The 14,385-nt window shown below is 67.3% G+C and carries 13 protein-coding genes; 2 read left to right on the top strand and 11 right to left on the bottom strand.

Translation table 11 applies throughout. From position 1 onward, the window contains the following. Positions 1-184 precede the first annotated feature (184 nt). The 8 genes from ACUTR7_RS23095 to ACUTR7_RS23060 form a co-directional block, all read right to left on the bottom strand. Positions 185-982, bottom strand: coding sequence for an SDR family oxidoreductase (locus ACUTR7_RS23095; RefSeq protein ID WP_013800893.1), 798 nt, complete (start codon positions 980-982; stop codon positions 185-187). 157 nt (positions 983-1,139) lie between these two features. After that, positions 1,140-2,456, bottom strand: a complete 1,317-nt coding sequence (locus tag ACUTR7_RS23090; protein WP_315532178.1) for a DUF3422 family protein — start codon at positions 2,454-2,456, stop codon at positions 1,140-1,142. A 153-nt stretch (positions 2,457-2,609) separates the two neighbouring features. Beyond that, a complete protein-coding gene (locus ACUTR7_RS23085) occupies positions 2,610-4,121 on the bottom strand; it encodes a tripartite tricarboxylate transporter permease (RefSeq protein WP_012207191.1) in 1,512 nt (503 codons plus the stop codon). A 15-nt stretch (positions 4,122-4,136) separates the two neighbouring features. Next, complete coding sequence (locus tag ACUTR7_RS23080; RefSeq protein WP_013800891.1) at positions 4,137-4,625, bottom strand: tripartite tricarboxylate transporter TctB family protein; 489 nt, start codon at positions 4,623-4,625, stop codon at positions 4,137-4,139. Between the two features lie 207 nt (positions 4,626-4,832). Then, positions 4,833-6,635 (bottom strand): GspE/PulE family protein, encoded by a 1,803-nt coding sequence (locus ACUTR7_RS23075; RefSeq protein ID WP_097201497.1) that lies wholly within the window; start codon positions 6,633-6,635, stop codon positions 4,833-4,835. 70 nt (positions 6,636-6,705) lie between these two features. After that, a complete protein-coding gene (locus ACUTR7_RS23070) occupies positions 6,706-7,515 on the bottom strand; it encodes a spermidine synthase (protein WP_043825021.1) in 810 nt (269 codons plus the stop codon). Between the two features lie 20 nt (positions 7,516-7,535). Further along, positions 7,536-8,081, bottom strand: coding sequence for a DNA-deoxyinosine glycosylase (locus ACUTR7_RS23065; protein WP_012207195.1), 546 nt, complete (start codon positions 8,079-8,081; stop codon positions 7,536-7,538). A gap of 75 nt (positions 8,082-8,156) precedes the next feature. After that, positions 8,157-8,978, bottom strand: coding sequence for a TatD family hydrolase (locus tag ACUTR7_RS23060; protein ID WP_445609903.1), 822 nt, complete (start codon positions 8,976-8,978; stop codon positions 8,157-8,159). A 214-nt stretch (positions 8,979-9,192) separates the two neighbouring features. Between ACUTR7_RS23060 and ACUTR7_RS23055 the strand changes: the two genes are divergently transcribed. Continuing rightward, positions 9,193-10,659 carry a methyl-accepting chemotaxis protein gene (locus tag ACUTR7_RS23055; RefSeq protein ID WP_445609902.1) on the top strand — a complete coding sequence of 489 codons (1,467 nt, stop codon included), beginning with the start codon at positions 9,193-9,195 and terminating at the stop codon, positions 10,657-10,659. Between the two features lie 21 nt (positions 10,660-10,680). Here the strand turns inward: ACUTR7_RS23055 and lolD are convergent, their stop codons facing one another. From lolD to ACUTR7_RS23040, 3 genes are all read right to left on the bottom strand, one after another. Then, positions 10,681-11,397, bottom strand: a complete 717-nt coding sequence (lolD, locus tag ACUTR7_RS23050) for a lipoprotein-releasing ABC transporter ATP-binding protein LolD (RefSeq protein ID WP_013800885.1) — start codon at positions 11,395-11,397, stop codon at positions 10,681-10,683. Beyond that, entirely contained in the window at positions 11,390-12,643 is a 1,254-nt protein-coding gene (locus ACUTR7_RS23045; protein WP_063328596.1) for a lipoprotein-releasing ABC transporter permease subunit, read from the bottom strand. Before ACUTR7_RS23045 ends, lolD begins: the two co-directional genes overlap by 8 nt. Positions 12,644-12,704: 61 nt before the next feature. Beyond that, entirely contained in the window at positions 12,705-13,175 is a 471-nt protein-coding gene (locus tag ACUTR7_RS23040) for a MarR family winged helix-turn-helix transcriptional regulator (RefSeq protein WP_445609953.1), read from the bottom strand. A 179-nt stretch (positions 13,176-13,354) separates the two neighbouring features. On the opposite strand from ACUTR7_RS23040, the gene ACUTR7_RS23035 reads away from it, so the two are divergent. Then, positions 13,355-14,377 carry a tripartite tricarboxylate transporter substrate binding protein gene (locus ACUTR7_RS23035; protein ID WP_445609901.1) on the top strand — a complete coding sequence of 341 codons (1,023 nt, stop codon included), beginning with the start codon at positions 13,355-13,357 and terminating at the stop codon, positions 14,375-14,377. The last annotated feature ends 8 nt before the right edge of the window (positions 14,378-14,385 follow it).

Below are 14,385 nucleotides of genomic sequence, written 5' to 3'. Positions count from 1 at the left end.
CCGGGCTCCCTGCATGGCGTTTGGAATGGGCAGGCTGCGGCAAGGCCGCTGGCCACGATGCAGGAACGGGACTGTCAAGGCTGCACCTGCCCATGGACCGCTCGGCACTGCGCAACCATGCAAGGGACCATTTCCCGGGCCTTGCCGGCCCTGGACCCGTTCATGGAGGCAGTGCACCGGCGCATCAGAAGGTTCCTGCGTACAGGCCGCCGTCGGGCAGGATGTTCTGACCCGTCATGTAGCCTGCGTGCGCGCTGCACAGGAAGGCGCAGATGGCGCCGAATTCATCGGGCGTGCCGAAGCGGCGGGCCGGCACCTGGGATTGCTGCACCAGGCGCACATCGTCCAGGCTCTTGCCGCTCTTGTTGGCGGCGGCCGTGAAGGTGGTGCGCAGGCGATCGGTGTCGAACTTGCCAGGCAGCAGGTTGTTGATGGTCACGCCCTTGGCCGCGATGCCGCTGCGCGCCAGGCCCGCCACAAAGCCCGTGAGGCCGCTGCGCGCGCCATTGGACAGGCCCAGGATGTCGATGGGCGCCTTCACGGCGCTGGAGGTGATGTTGACGATGCGGCCGAATCCGCGCGCCGCCATGCCGTCCACCGTGGCCTTGATCAGCTCGATGGGCGTGAGCATGTTGGCGTCCACGGCCTTGAGCCAGGCCGCGCGGTCCCAGTCGCGGAAATCACCGGGCGGCGGGCCGCCGGCATTGGTGACGACGATGTCGAAATCCACGCCCGGGCCGCCGGCTGCCGACAGCACGGCGGCGCGGCCTTCCTCGGTGGTGATGTCGGCCGCCACGGCCAGCACCTTCACCTGCGGCGCCAGGGCGGCGAGGCTGGCCGCAGCCTCCTGCAGGGCCTCGGGATTGCGCGCATTGATCACCAGGTTCACGCCCTCTTGCGCCAGCGCCTTGGCACAGCCAAAGCCCAGTCCCTTGCTGGCGCCACATACCAGGGCCCACTTGCCCGCGATTCCCAGATCCATGTCTCACTCCTGAACAAAAAAAGCCTTGCTCGATCCTTGCAGAACGGCAGCGCACATTGTGCGCGAGGCTTCGATGCTTTCACGCCAAACGTGTGAAAACGCGAAAACGCCGGTGCAGGGGAACACAGGCGCATGGACGGGGCAGCGGGAGCTCCCTTCAGTGCGTGCCGGACCCGTGCTGGCCACGGAACAATCTGTGGTGCAGCCTGCGCAGCGACCACCATACGCCCAGTGCCACCACGGGAATGGCGACGGCAGCCGTGCTCTCCGGCGACCAGGGCCAGCCCAGCGTCTTGGCGCCCTTGGCCAAATAGCTGATCAGGCCCGTGAAGTAGTAGGTGATGGCGGCCACGGACAGGCCTTCCACCGTGGACTGCAACTTCAACTGCATGTCCTGGCGCTGGTTCATGGCGCCCAGCAACTGCTGGCTGCTTTGCTGCTGCTCGATCTCCACCCGCGTGCGCAGCAGGCTGCTGACGCGCGAGACGCGCTCGGACAGCGCGTTCTGCCGCCGCGCTGCCCATTCGCAGGTGCTGCGCGCCGGCGTCAGGCGCCGGTCCATGAACTCGCGGATGGTCTGTATGCCGTCGATGCGCGATTCCTGGATGTCCTGAATGCGCTTGTCCACCAGTTCGAAATAGGCCGCGCTGGCGGAAAAGCGCGAATGCGTGGTGGCGTATTCGCTCTCCACCTGCCCGGCCAGGCGTGTCAGCCGGTCCAGCAGTGCCGGCTCGGCATCGCGGTCGGCAAGCCGGATGGAATGGGCCAGGGCCGCCAGATCGCGCTCGGCCGTGGCCAGTACGGCAGCGGCCTGGCGGGCTGCCGGCAGGCCCAGCAGGGCCGCCATGCGGTAGGTCTCGATTTCCAGCAGCCGCTGCACCAGCCGCCCCAGGCGGCGTGGCGACAATGACTCGCCGGCCAGCAGCAACATGCGCGAGAAGCCATCGGCATGGATGGCGAAGTCGGTGTAGACCTTGCCCGCATCGCCGGCCACGCGCGCACCCACCAGCGTGTCTTCCTGCAGCAGGTGGCGCACCAGATGCGGCTCATTGATTGCCTGCTCCCCCAAGGCCCACAGGTGCAGGCCGCTCAGGCACTGGCCGGGCAAGGCCGCCAGCCAGTCGCGCGGCACGTAGTCGATGGCGGCTTCGGGCTCGCGCACATCGTCCATGCCGGCCTGCGACATGGGCTTGCTGAAGGTCCAGCAGACGAACTCCGTGTGCAGTTCCCAGCGCAGGTGAAAGGCGCCCAGGTCGATCAGCACATGGGTGGTCGCCGCATCGGGCGGCGGCAGATGGTGGTTGCGCAGCAGGGTGGCCACATGGGCGCGGCTGGCCTCGCGCTGGGCCGCATCGGTGAGCATCACCACGTGGGTGATGGCCAGCGGCGCCTGCATCTCCTCGGCCGGGCGGGCGTGGATCTCGTTGTGCAGCAGCACGCGCTGCGGGTGCTGGGATGACAGTAGTGGGGACATCGTGACCTCGAAAGACTGCGCGCTATTGTGCAGTCACGGGCGCGTCGGCTCCCAGGCATCCGGGATCAACAGCTTTCCACCGGGATCGCTTGTTGACCAAAAAAAAACGGCCCCGAAGGGCCGTCAAGCAACATGGTTGCAACGCTGAGGCGATCAATCCTCTACGAATGCTTCTTCGCGCTTGTTCTTCACTGCAGGCATCAGCACCACCACCAGCAGCACCACGGCGGCGAGCAGCAGGCCGGCCGAGATCGGACGGGTCACGAACACGCTCCAGTCGCCACGCGACAGCAGCAGCGCACGGCGCAGGTTCTCTTCCATCATCGGGCCCAGGATGAAGCCCAGCAGCAAGGGAGCCGGTTCGGTGCCCAGCTTGTGGAACACATAGCCCACGAAGCCGAAGATACCCACCATCCACACGTCCCAGGTGTTGTTGTTGGTACCGTACACGCCGATCGCGCAGAACAGCACGATGGACGGGAACAGCCAGCGGTAGGGCACGGTCAGCAGCTTGATCCAGATGCCGATCAGCGGCAGGTTCAGCACGATCAGCATCAGGTTGCCGATCCACATCGAGGCGATCAGGCCCCAGAACAGCTCGGGGTTGCTGGTCATCACCTGCGGGCCCGGCTGGATGTTGTGGATGGTCATTGCGCCCACCATCAGCGCCATCACGGCGTTGGGCGGAATGCCCAGCGTCAGCAGCGGGATGAAGGAGGTCTGCGAACCGGCGTTGTTGGCCGACTCGGGAGCGCACACGCCGCGGATGTTGCCTTGACCGAAGGGGACTTCGCCCGGCTTGAGCTTGGTCTTCTTCTCGATCGTGTAGGCAGCAAAGGCCGACAGCATGGCACCGCCACCGGGCAGGATACCCAGGGCAGAACCCAGGGCCGTGCCGCGCAGCATGGCCGGAATCATGTGCTTGAAGTCTTCCTTCGTGGGCATCAGGCCCGTCACCTTGGCGGCGAACACTTCGCGCTCGTCTTCAGGCTTGGACAGGTTGGCAATGATTTCGCCGTAGCCGAACACACCCATGGCGATCACGACGAAGTCGATGCCGTCGGTCAGCTCGGGAATGTCGAAGCTGTAGCGGGCAACACCGGAGTTCACGTCGGTGCCGACCATGCCCAGCAGCAGGCCCAGCACGATCATGGCAATGGCCTTGAGCAGCGAGCCCGAAGCCAGCACCACGGCGCCGATCAGGCCCAGGGTCATCAGCGAGAAGTACTCGGCAGGGCCGAACTTGAAGGCGACTTCCGTCAGCGGAGGCGCGAAGGCGGCCAGGATCACGGTGCCCACGCAACCTGCGAAGAACGAGCCTATGCCTGCGGCAGCGAGAGCGGGTCCCGCTCGCCCCTTTCTTGCCATCTGGTAGCCGTCGATCACGGTCACCACGGACGAGGATTCACCAGGCAGGTTCACCAAAATGGCGGTGGTCGAGCCACCGTACTGCGCACCGTAGTAGATACCGGCCAGCATGATCAGCGCCGCCACCGGAGGCAGGGCGTAGGTTGCTGGCAGCAGCATGGCGATCGTTGCCACGGGGCCGATGCCTGGAAGCACGCCGATGAGCGTACCGAGCAGACAGCCGACGAAGCAGTAGATCAGGTTCTGGAAAGTGAAGGCGACGCCGAAGCCGGTCGCCAAGTTCTGAAAAAGTTCCACGGACGATGCTCCTGCTTAACCGGTGATGAAGCTGGGCCAGACGGGGAACTGAAGATTCAGTGCCCACACGAAGGCCACATAGCTGCCCACAGCAAGGACGGTGGACAGAATTGCCACTTCCTTGAACTTGAAGCTATGACCGCCCAGGCTGGCGATGAACACCAGCGCGTAGATGGCGACGATCAGACCGAACTGGGGAATGCCCAGATTGGGAACGCCGACCAGCAGTACGCCGAACGCGAAGTTCGCAGCCAGGACGAAGAACACTTGCTTCCACGCCCACTTGCCGATCTTGTCACCGCCCGAAGGACCCTTGGTCAGGCCGGTGAAGCAGATGGCCGTGCCCAGAATGGACATCAGCACACCCAGGATCAGCGGGAAATAGCCCGGGCCCATGCGGGCACCGGTGCCGACGGTGTAGTTGGTAGCGCCGATCGCAAAAGCGAGGCCGATAACCAAAAACATCACGCCCGAAAAAAAGTCTTTCTGACTCTTGATTTTCACGAGAATGTCTCCTTACGGAATCACGACCCGGCGATTTTGCGTTCAGAAAAACTGTGTCTGGATGTGGATTCCACCTACAAAGGGCATACCCTCATGTCCTACCCGCATGAATGAAAAAGGGTGCCAGCAGGGGGCACCCGATCCATCCATGTCAAAGGGCTGCGCAAGAGCAGGCACTCACGCTCCAACCCACCAATCGACTGCCCGTCATCCCAGCAAGGGCGTGCTGGCCATGACCTCGTCCAGCGTGGTCACGCCTTCGGCCACGCGCAGGGCACCTGCCAGGCGCAGCGGGCGCATGCCGTCCTGCACGGCCTGGCGGCGCAGCGCATCCATGGACGGCGAGGTGTGGACCTGCTGCTTGAGCGCCTCGCTCACGGTCAGCAGCTCATACAGCCCCATGCGCCCGCGAAAGCCCGTCATGCGGCACTCCACGCAGCCCACGGGCTTGTAGGGCTGGTAGCTGCCTGACAGTTTCCAGGGCCGCACGGCCTCGGCCAGCGTGGCGGCCGAGGTCTCCTCGTCGCGCTGCTTGCACTGCGGGCACAGCGTGCGCACCAGGCGCTGGGCCAGCACACCGAGCAACGTGGCATTGATCAGGTAGGGCGGCACGCCCAGCTCCATCAGCCGGCTCACGGCGCTGGGCGCATCGTTGGTGTGCAGCGTGGAGAACACCAGGTGGCCGGTCAGCGCGGCCTGCACGGCCATTTCGGCGGTGGCCAGGTCGCGGATTTCGCCCACCATGATGATGTCCGGGTCCTGGCGCATCAGCGAGCGCAGTCCCTCGGTGAAGCCGAAGTCCAGCTGAGGCTGCACCTGGGTCTGGTTGAAGCTGGGCTCGATCATTTCGATCGGGTCTTCCACGGTGCTGACATTGACCGCCTCCGTGGCCACCCGCTTGAGCGTGGAGTACAGCGTGGTGGTCTTGCCCGAGCCCGTGGGCCCGGTCACGAGGATGATGCCGTGCGGGCGGCGCACCAGCTCGTTCCAGCGCTGGGCGTCATGGCTGGTGAAGCCCAGTGCATCCAGGTCCTTGACCGTGTTGTCGGGATCGAAGATCCGCATCACCAGCTTCTCGCCAAAGGCGGTGGGCAGCGTGGACAGGCGCATTTCCACCTCGTCACCGCGCGGGTTGCGGGTCTTGATGCGGCCATCCTGCGGGCGGCGCTTTTCCACCACGTCCATGCGCCCCAGCAGCTTCACGCGCGAGACCATGGCATTGAGCACGCCCATGGGCACCTGGTAGACCGGGTGGAGCACGCCGTCGATGCGAAAACGGATCACGCCCTGCTCGCGCCGGGGCTCCATGTGGATGTCGCTGGCGCGCTGGTCGAAGGCGTATTGCCACAGCCAGTCCACCACGCGCACCACGCCCTGGTCGTTGGCGTCGAGCTGCTTGCTGCTGTTGCCCAGCTCCACCAGCTGCTCGAAGCTGGCCGCGCTGGCTGCGCCGCCCGCCTTCTCGGCTGCGCGCACCGATTTGGCCAGCGCAAAGAATTCGCCCGTGTAGCGCTTGAGGTCCAGCGGACTGGCCAGCACGCGGCGCACCTTGCGGCGCGCCTGGCGCTCGACCTCGGCCACCCAGTCGTCGATGAAGGGCTCGGCCGTGGCCACCACCACTTCCTGCGGCGATACCTGCACGGGCAGCACCTTGTGGCGCTCGGCATAGCTGGCGCTCATGATTTCGCCGACGCGGCCCGCATCCACGCGCAGCGGGTCGATGCGCAGGTAGGCGAGGCCGCTGCGGGTTGCCAGGTACTGGGTCAGCTCCTCAATGTCCAGCGCGCGCCCGTCGCCGGCGCGGGCCACGCCCACGTTGGCCAGCCGGACCAGCGGGTGCTGGGTGCTCTCGGCCTGCGAGCAGCGCGCCACGGTGCGCTGGGCCTCTTCGGCCGTGATCACGCCATCGGCCAGCAGCCACTGCACCAGCCTGCGCCAGTCCAGGGGCCCCGAAGGATTGCTTGGAACAACGGCGGGTTTGGGCTGCGTGGTGGAGGTCGGATCGGACATGGCGTTGGGCCGGAAGCTGAACTGCGCCCTATGGTAAGCCTGCCGGCCGCCCTGCCCGGCCAGCGCCGCTCTACCAGGGCCGCACGAAGATCTTGGGCCAGCGCGTCGTGGGCAGGTCCCATCGGGCCTGCACCTGGGCGCTGGCAGCCTGCAGCGCGGCGGGGTCGAGCGCGCGCGGCGTGCGCTGGGCCAGCACCACGGTGTTGCCCTCGCGCGTGGGGCGGAAGGCCCACATGGCCTCTTCTCCAAAGGCTTCGGCCATGCGCGCCAGGCTGCGCTCGTAGCTGGAGGTGCGGCCGAACAGGTTGACGGTCATGATGCCGTCCTCGGTCAGCAGATTGCGGCAATCGGCATAGAACTCGGCGCTGTCCAGCACGGGCGCGGCCGCATCGTGGTCATAGAGATCAACGGCCAGCGCATCGACCGTGCCCAGCCACTGGCTCTTGCGGATTTCCTGGGCCGCATCGGCCAGCACCACGCGCAGCGTGTCGCTGTCGGGCGGCAGCTTGAACCAGCTGCGGCACACGGCCAGCACCTGCGGGTTCAGCTCGATGGCCGTGGTGCGCATGCGCAGCTTCTTGTGGCAGAACTTGGTGATGGCGGCCGCGCCCAGGCCCAGCTGCATGGCATGGCGGCCGGCCACGCTGGCGGGCTCCATGAACAGCAGCCAGCCCATCATGCGCTGCACGTATTCGAGCTCGATCTCGAACGGCTCGCGTATGCGCATGGAGCCCTGGATCCAGGGCGTGCCCAGGTGCAGGTGGCGCACATCGCCATCGTCGGAGACGCTGACTTCGGGCAGCTCGGCGTCTGCGGCGGTGGTGGCGCTGGAGGAAGAGGATGAGGCTGCCTTGGCGGCGCCGCGGGTCTTGCGTATCACGTCGGGAACAGTCAAAAAAATCAGAGCAATTGATGGGCAGCCAGCGCCTCGCGCCAGGCCTGTACCTTGCGCGCGAAACTCCAGCTCGCGTTGGCCGGGCTGGTCGATGGCAGCTTCACGGCGGCCAGGCCCAGGGCCTGCGTGCGGCCGGCATGCTTGTAGCTCTCGCCACCGTTGTGCAGGGCCAGCGCCAGTTGGGGGCAATGCGTGCGCAGCGCCACGAAATCATTCACCTCGGCCGCGCGGATGGCGCTGTCCAGGCTGCCTTCGCGCTCGCAGCTGGCATACACGTCCCACAGGCCCAGGCCGCGGGCCAGCAGCCATTCGCAGCGGCCCGCATAGTCGTCGCGGCCGGGCTGCGGATGCCCGGGCCACAGGGCCTGGAGCAAGGGCCAGAACTGGTTTTGCGGATGGGCATAGTACTGCTGCAATTGCAGCGATCGCAGGCCCGGAAAGCTGCCCAGCACAAGGGCCCGGGTCCGCGCATCGGCCACCGGCGCCAGGCCCTGCCAGCGCGGGGCCCCGGGGGGCGGCAGGTCGGGAACGGTCAAGGACATGGCCGGCATTGTCGCCCAGCGGTCGCCGGGCTGCTGGCAGCGGGCGGCAAGACCGCTCAGGTTCAGGTTCCGCTCAAGCCTGGTTCAGGCCATGGCGGGCAGGCCTCGCAGCGCGGCACGCGCGTTGCGGCCCGTGGCCTCGGCCAGGGCCTGGGGCGTGATGCCGCGCAACTGCGCAATCACGTCCGCAATGCGTGCCAGCTCGGCCGGCGTGTTGCGGCCCTGGGCCTGGCCCTGGGCACGCTGCCCGGCCGTGGTGTAGAGCCAGTGCGGCGGAATGTCGGGGGCATCGGTTTCCAGCACCAGCGCATCCAGCGGCAGGGCGGCTGCCAGCTCGCGCAGCTTGAGCGCCCGGTCATAGGTCACGGCCCCGCCAAAGCCCAGCTTGAAGCCCCGGTCGATGAAGGCCTGGGCCTGCTGCACGCTGCCGTTGAAGGCATGGGCAATGCCGCCCGCCACAGGCCGCGCGCGCAGGGTCTTGAGCAGCCGGTCGCTGGATTTGCGCACATGCAGGATGACGGGCAGGTCGAACTCGCGCGCCAGCGCGATCTGCTGCTCGTAGAACCAGATCTGCCGGTCCGCATCCAGCCCGGGCACGAAGAAGTCCAGGCCGATCTCGCCCACGGCCACCAGTTGCGCATCGCCGCGCAACCGCGCCAGCGTCTCGCGCAACGCGGCAATATCCTGCTCGCGGGCATTGGGCGTGTACAGCGGATGGATGCCCAGCGCATAGCTGTCGCCATGGCGCCGCGCCAGCGCCACCACCGCGTCCCAGTGCTCGCGCGCCACGGCCGGAATCACCAGATGCGCAACGCCTGCCTCGGCCGCCTGCGCGCGCACGGCATCGCGGTCGGCATCGAATTCAGGGGCGTCAAGGTGGCAATGGGTGTCTATCCAGGCGGGCATGGCCGCATCATGCCACCGGCCCGGGCGGCGCCCGTCCAAGGGGCAGACGATGCCCGGAGCAAGGGCAAACCCTTGGCTTATTGCGAGTCGGCTCCGTTTGACAAAATCAATACACGAATGGCTTGCGCCTCCATAAAAATACATAAAGTAACACTTACACCCCGCATCGGGCTCCCGCATCACCGGCCGGCATGCTTTGGAGAGAGGAATTCCCATGAAGCGCTCAGCATGGAGTCGAATCCTGAACCTCGGTGGCGCACGCCGCAAGGCGGAGCTTGACGGGCAATTGGCCGCCATACACAAGTCCCAGGCGGTGATCGAGTTCGACCTGCAAGGCCATGTGCTGGCCGCCAACCAGAACTTCCTGGACACCATGGGCTATGAGGAGGACGAGGTCATCGGCCAGCACCACCGCATGTTCGTGGACCACCAGATGAGCGAGTCGCCTGAATACACCGCGTTCTGGCAGCGCCTGGGCAGCGGCATCCACGACGCGGGGCGCTACCGCCGCATTGCCAAGGACGGGCGCGATGTCTGGCTGCAGGCAAGCTACAACCCCATCTTCGATCGCCATGGCAGGCCCTTCAAGGTGGTGAAGTACGCCACCGACATCACCGAGCAGCAGCGCCGCAACGCCGACGCCGAAGGCCAGTTGGCCGCCATCTCCAAGGTGCAGGCCATCATCGAGTTCGACCTGCAGGGCAACATCCTGCATGCCAACCGCCTGTTCCTGCAGGCCATGGGCTACACGCTGGACGAGGTCGTCGGGCGGCACCACAGCATGTTCGTCCAGCCCCATGAACGCCACAGCCCAGAATATGCGCAGTTCTGGCGCAAGCTGGCCAGCGGCCAGCACGATGCGGGCCAGTACCTGCGCATCGGCAAGCACGGCCGCCAGGTCTGGATCGAGGCCAGCTACAACCCCATCCTCGACGCCGATGGCCGGCCGTTCAAGGTGGTCAAGTACGCCCGCGATATCACGCGCCGCTTCACGGCCGCGCAGACCCTGGGCGAGGCCATGCAGGGCCTGAGCGAAAGCGCCGAGCACGCAGGCCAGGCCAACGAACTGGCCCGCCAGGCCTGCCTGGTGGCCGAGCAGGGCGGACGCACGGTGCACGAGGTCATGGGCACCATGGAGTCCATCAGCGCCAGCTCGCGCAAGATCAGCGACATCATCGGCGTGATGGACGGCATCGCCTTCCAGACCAATATCCTCGCGCTCAACGCTGCCGTGGAGGCGGCCCGCGCAGGCGAGCAGGGCCGGGGCTTTGCCGTGGTGGCGGGCGAGGTACGGGCACTGGCACAGAACAGCGCCGCCGCCGCCAAGGAAATCAAGCAGCTCATCCACACCTCGGTGGAGCAGGTGGCACTGGGCGCCAATCAGGTGCGCCAGGCCGGCGGCACCATGCAGGAGATCGTGGACTCCTCGCACCAGGTCACGGCCATCATGGGCGATGTGGTGCAGGCGTCCATGGCCCAGTCGGCACGCCTGCGCGAGGTGACGGCCGACCTGACGGCGCAGAGCGCGGCCGTCGCGGATGCATCCAGGGACCAGGTGCAGCGCAAGCCGCTGCCGGCATCCATCGTTCCCGCTGCGCCGCAGATCAAGTCGGCCCCGGCAGCGGCCGTGCTTCCCGCAGGCGCACAGCGCCTGCCGGGCACCTTGCTGCGCATGGCCTGAGTCCAGACTCAGGCCTGCCGGTCAGGCCAGTTGGCCCTGCACCAGGCGCACCATGCGGTCGCAGCGCGCCGCAAGCTGCTCATCGTGGGTGACCATGACGAAGGCCGTGCCATGGCTGCGCGCCAGCTCCAGCATCAGGCGGAACACGGTGTCGGCCGTGCTGCGGTCCAGGTTGCCGGTGGGCTCGTCGGCCAGCACGCAGGCCGGCTGGGTGACCAGGGCACGGGCAATGGCCACGCGCTGGCGCTCGCCCCCCGACAGTTCGGCCGGACGGTGCAGCATGCGTTCGCCCAGGCCCACGGCCGCCAGCATGCGTGCGGCGCGCTCCATGCACTCGGCCCTGTCGTCGCGGCGTATGCGCAGAGGCATGGCCACGTTGTCCTGGGCGCTGAATTCGGGCAGCAGATGGTGGAACTGGTAGATGAAGCCCAGGTGCCGGTTGCGCAGCGCGCCCTGCTTCTGGGCGCTGAGTTCATGCAGGGGCTCGCCCTTGAGGGTGACGCTGCCGCTGGTGGGAGCGTCCAGCCCGCCCAGCAGGTGCAGCAGCGTGCTCTTGCCCGAACCCGAGGCGCCGACAATGGCCAGCGTCTCGCCCGCGCGCACCTGCAGGTCGACACCTGCCAGCACCTGCACGTTGAGCCGTCCTTCGGCAAAGCGCTTGGTCAGGCCGCGCGCATCCAGGACCACAGCGCCCTGCTGGGACACTTCGAAACCGGGCATCACATTCACTTCATTCATAGCGCAGCGCCTCGGCGGGGTTCACGCGGCTGGCGCGCCAGCTGGGATAGATGGTGGCGACAAAGGCCAGGACCAGGGAGATCACGGCGATGGGCATGATGTCGCTGTACTGCGGATCGCTGGGCATCTTGCTGATCAGGTAGATGTCCTTGGGCAGGAAGTTGGCGTGCAGCAGGCGCTCGATGGCCGGCACGATGACATCGATGTTGAAGGCGATGCCCAGGCCCAGCAGCAGGCCTGCGAAGGTGCCGATGACGCCCACCATGGCGCCCTGCACCATGAAGATGCCCATGATGCTGGACGGCGAGGCGCCCAGCGTGCGCAGGATGGCGATGTCGGCGCGCTTGTCGGTCACCGTCATCACCAGCGTGGACACCAGGTTGAACGCGGCCACGGCGACGATGAGCGTGAGGATGATGAACATCATGCGTTTTTCCAGCTGCACGGCCGCGAACCAGGTGCGGTTCTGCTGGGTCCAGTCGCGGATCAGCAGGCGGTCGGTGATGGTGTGGGCCAGCTCCATGGCCACGCGCGGCGCCTCGTGCAGGTCCTTGAGCTTCAGGCGGATGCCAGTCGGCCCTTCCAGGCGGAACAGGCGCTGCGCGTCCTCGTAATGCATCATCACCAGGGCCGAGTCGTATTCGTAGTGGCCGGAGTCGAAGGTGCCGACCACATGCATCTGCTTGAGGCGCGGCACCACGCCGGCCGGCGTGACCTGGCCGCCCGGGGCGATCAGCGTGACCATGTCGCCCTGGCGCACGCCCAGCGAGCGCGCCAGCTCCACACCCAGCACCACGTTGAATTCACCAGGCACCAGGCGCTTGAGCACCTCGGCATTGGTGGCGGCCACATCGGTGACCTCGCCCTCGCGCGCCGGATCGATGCCGCGCACCAGGGTGCCCTTCATGTCCTCGCCACGCGCCAGCAGCGCCTGGGCCGCGACGAAGGGGGCGGCGCCCAGCACGTCGGGGTTGGCGCGCGCCTCGCGCATGGTGCGCTCCAGATCGGGCAGCGCCGCGCCCTGGGGCGCGAAGATCTCGATGTGCGAGACCACGCTGAGCATGCGGTCGCGCACTTCCTTCTGGAAGCCGTTCATCACGCTGAGCACGATGATCAGCGCCGCCACACCGAGGGCGATGCCCAGCATGGAGACGCCGGAGATGAACGAGATGAAGCCGTTGCGGCGCGTGGCACGCCCCGCCCGGGTGTAGCGCCAGCCGACGGCCAGTTCGTAGGGAAATTGCATGGGCATGCATTGTGTCATCGCCCACAGGCCCTGCATGGCGGCAGGCTTTGCCGTCGGCGTGTCAGCGCCGGTGCCGTCCGCGGTCCACACGCGGCAGGGCGTCGTAGCGGCCCTCCGCCTCCAGCGTCAGCGCATGGCGCTGCAGCCTGGCCAGCAAGGTGTCGAATTGTTCAAGTTCCTCGTCGCTGAGCACGGACACCAGGTCCAGGTGGATCTGGGCCATGCGCGGCAGGATCAGGCCGTACATGCGCCGCCCCTCGGTGGTCAGCGACACGGCCACGCGGCGGCGGTCGCCGGGCATGGGGCTGCGCTGCACCCAGCCCTTTTCCTCCAGCCCGCTGAGGGCGCGCGAGGTGCGTGCGCGGTCCAGCTGCGCGCGTTCGGCCAGCTCCGACGACAGCAGGCCCTCGTTGGCAGCCACCGTGGCCATCACGCCCCACTCGCGGCGCGTGATGCCGAAATGCGCCTCGCACATGCGCATGGCCACGCCGCCCGCTGCACCGAAGTAGCGGTTGATGCGAAACAGCAGCATCTGCTGGATGGAGGTGGGAGCGGGACGGGTATTCACGGGGAACAGTTGATTAGATCAATTGCTGCGGGGGCTTCTACAGTGGCCCCGTCCGGAAAGGAGACAACGGGAGCCACCGTCCGGAGCCGGCCTGGGGATTCTCGCAAAGCCCGGCGCCCCCGCAGCGCAGAAAGTTCGCCACCATGTTTTCCCTGTTCCAAGCCACCCATGCCACCCATGCCTTGCGCAGCCCGCTGCTGCGGGCCGGCCTGGCCCTTCTGCTGGGCCTGGGCTCCGGCGCTGGCGCCCGGGCCGATGCGGCCGCCGATGCCGCGGCCTGGCCCGCCAAACCCGTGCGCATCGTCGTCGCCTTCGCGCCCGCCGGCGCCGCCGACATCCTGGCGCGCAGCCTGGGCGAGGTACTGCAGCGTGAACTCAAACAGCCCTTCGTCGTGGACAACCGGCCCGGCGCGGGCGGCAACATCGGCACCGACAACGCGGCCAAGGCGCCCGGCGACGGCTATACGCTGCTGGTCGGCATCGACACGACCTTCACCGTCAATCCCTTCATCTACAAGAGCATGCCCTTCAAGGGCGCGGACCTGCGCCCCGTGATGATGATCGCCTCGCAGGGAATGATGGTGGCCGTCAACCCGCGCACCGGCCTCAGGACCCTGGACCAGTTCATCGCCCAGGGCAAGAGAAGCGGCCTGACGCTGGGCTCGGCCGGCTACGGCACGCCAGGCCACCTGGCCTCGGCCATCCTCACCCATGCCACGGGCGCCAAGGTCAGCCACGTGCCCTACAAGGGCAACGCCCCCGCCAGCACGGCCGTGCTGGCGGGCGAGGTGGACGGCGGCATCATCAGCTCCTCGGCCATGCTGGGCCAGGTGGCGGCCGGCAAGGTCGTGCCGCTGGCCGTGACCACGCGCCAGCGCAACCCGCTGGTGCCCGGCGTGCCCACCGTGGGCGAGCTGGGCCACAAGGACCTGGAGCAGGAAGTGCTGTTCGCCCTGTGGGTGCCTGCCGCCACGCCCGAGCCCCTGGTCGCAAGAATCCAGTCCGCGCTGCAAAAGGCCATGAAGGATCCGGCCCTGCGCGAGCGCATGCGCGCCAACGACCTGTTCTACGAAGGCCTGACCGGCCCGGCCGCCGCCGAACGCATACAGGCGCTGGCCGACCGCTACCGGACCGTGATCCAGTCCACCGGAATGAAGATGGAATGAGCGCCGCC

Source organism: Delftia sp. NA_296.1 (assembly GCF_052692095.1).
Note: the sequence above shows the minus strand (reverse complement) of the source record. Positions and strands in the feature narration are given on the sequence as shown.

Excerpts from the sequence above, each read along its gene's own strand:
- ACUTR7_RS23095 (WP_013800893.1), bottom strand. The coding sequence starts at position 982 with ATGGATCTGGGAATCGCGGGCAAGTGGGCCCTGGTATGTGGCGCCAGC.
- ACUTR7_RS23090 (WP_315532178.1), bottom strand. The coding sequence starts at position 2,456 with ATGTCCCCACTACTGTCATCCCAGCACCCGCAGCGCGTGCTGCTGCAC.
- ACUTR7_RS23075 (WP_097201497.1), bottom strand. The coding sequence starts at position 6,635 with ATGTCCGATCCGACCTCCACCACGCAGCCCAAACCCGCCGTTGTTCCA.
- ACUTR7_RS23065 (WP_012207195.1), bottom strand. The coding sequence starts at position 8,081 with ATGCCGGCCATGTCCTTGACCGTTCCCGACCTGCCGCCCCCCGGGGCC.
- ACUTR7_RS23060 (WP_445609903.1), bottom strand. The coding sequence starts at position 8,978 with ATGCCCGCCTGGATAGACACCCATTGCCACCTTGACGCCCCTGAATTC.
- ACUTR7_RS23055 (WP_445609902.1), top strand. The coding sequence starts at position 9,193 with ATGAAGCGCTCAGCATGGAGTCGAATCCTGAACCTCGGTGGCGCACGC.
- lolD (WP_013800885.1), bottom strand. The coding sequence starts at position 11,397 with ATGAATGAAGTGAATGTGATGCCCGGTTTCGAAGTGTCCCAGCAGGGC.
- ACUTR7_RS23045 (WP_063328596.1), bottom strand. The coding sequence starts at position 12,643 with ATGCAATTTCCCTACGAACTGGCCGTCGGCTGGCGCTACACCCGGGCG.
- ACUTR7_RS23040 (WP_445609953.1), bottom strand. The coding sequence starts at position 13,175 with ATGCTGCTGTTTCGCATCAACCGCTACTTCGGTGCAGCGGGCGGCGTG.
- ACUTR7_RS23035 (WP_445609901.1), top strand. The coding sequence starts at position 13,355 with ATGTTTTCCCTGTTCCAAGCCACCCATGCCACCCATGCCTTGCGCAGC.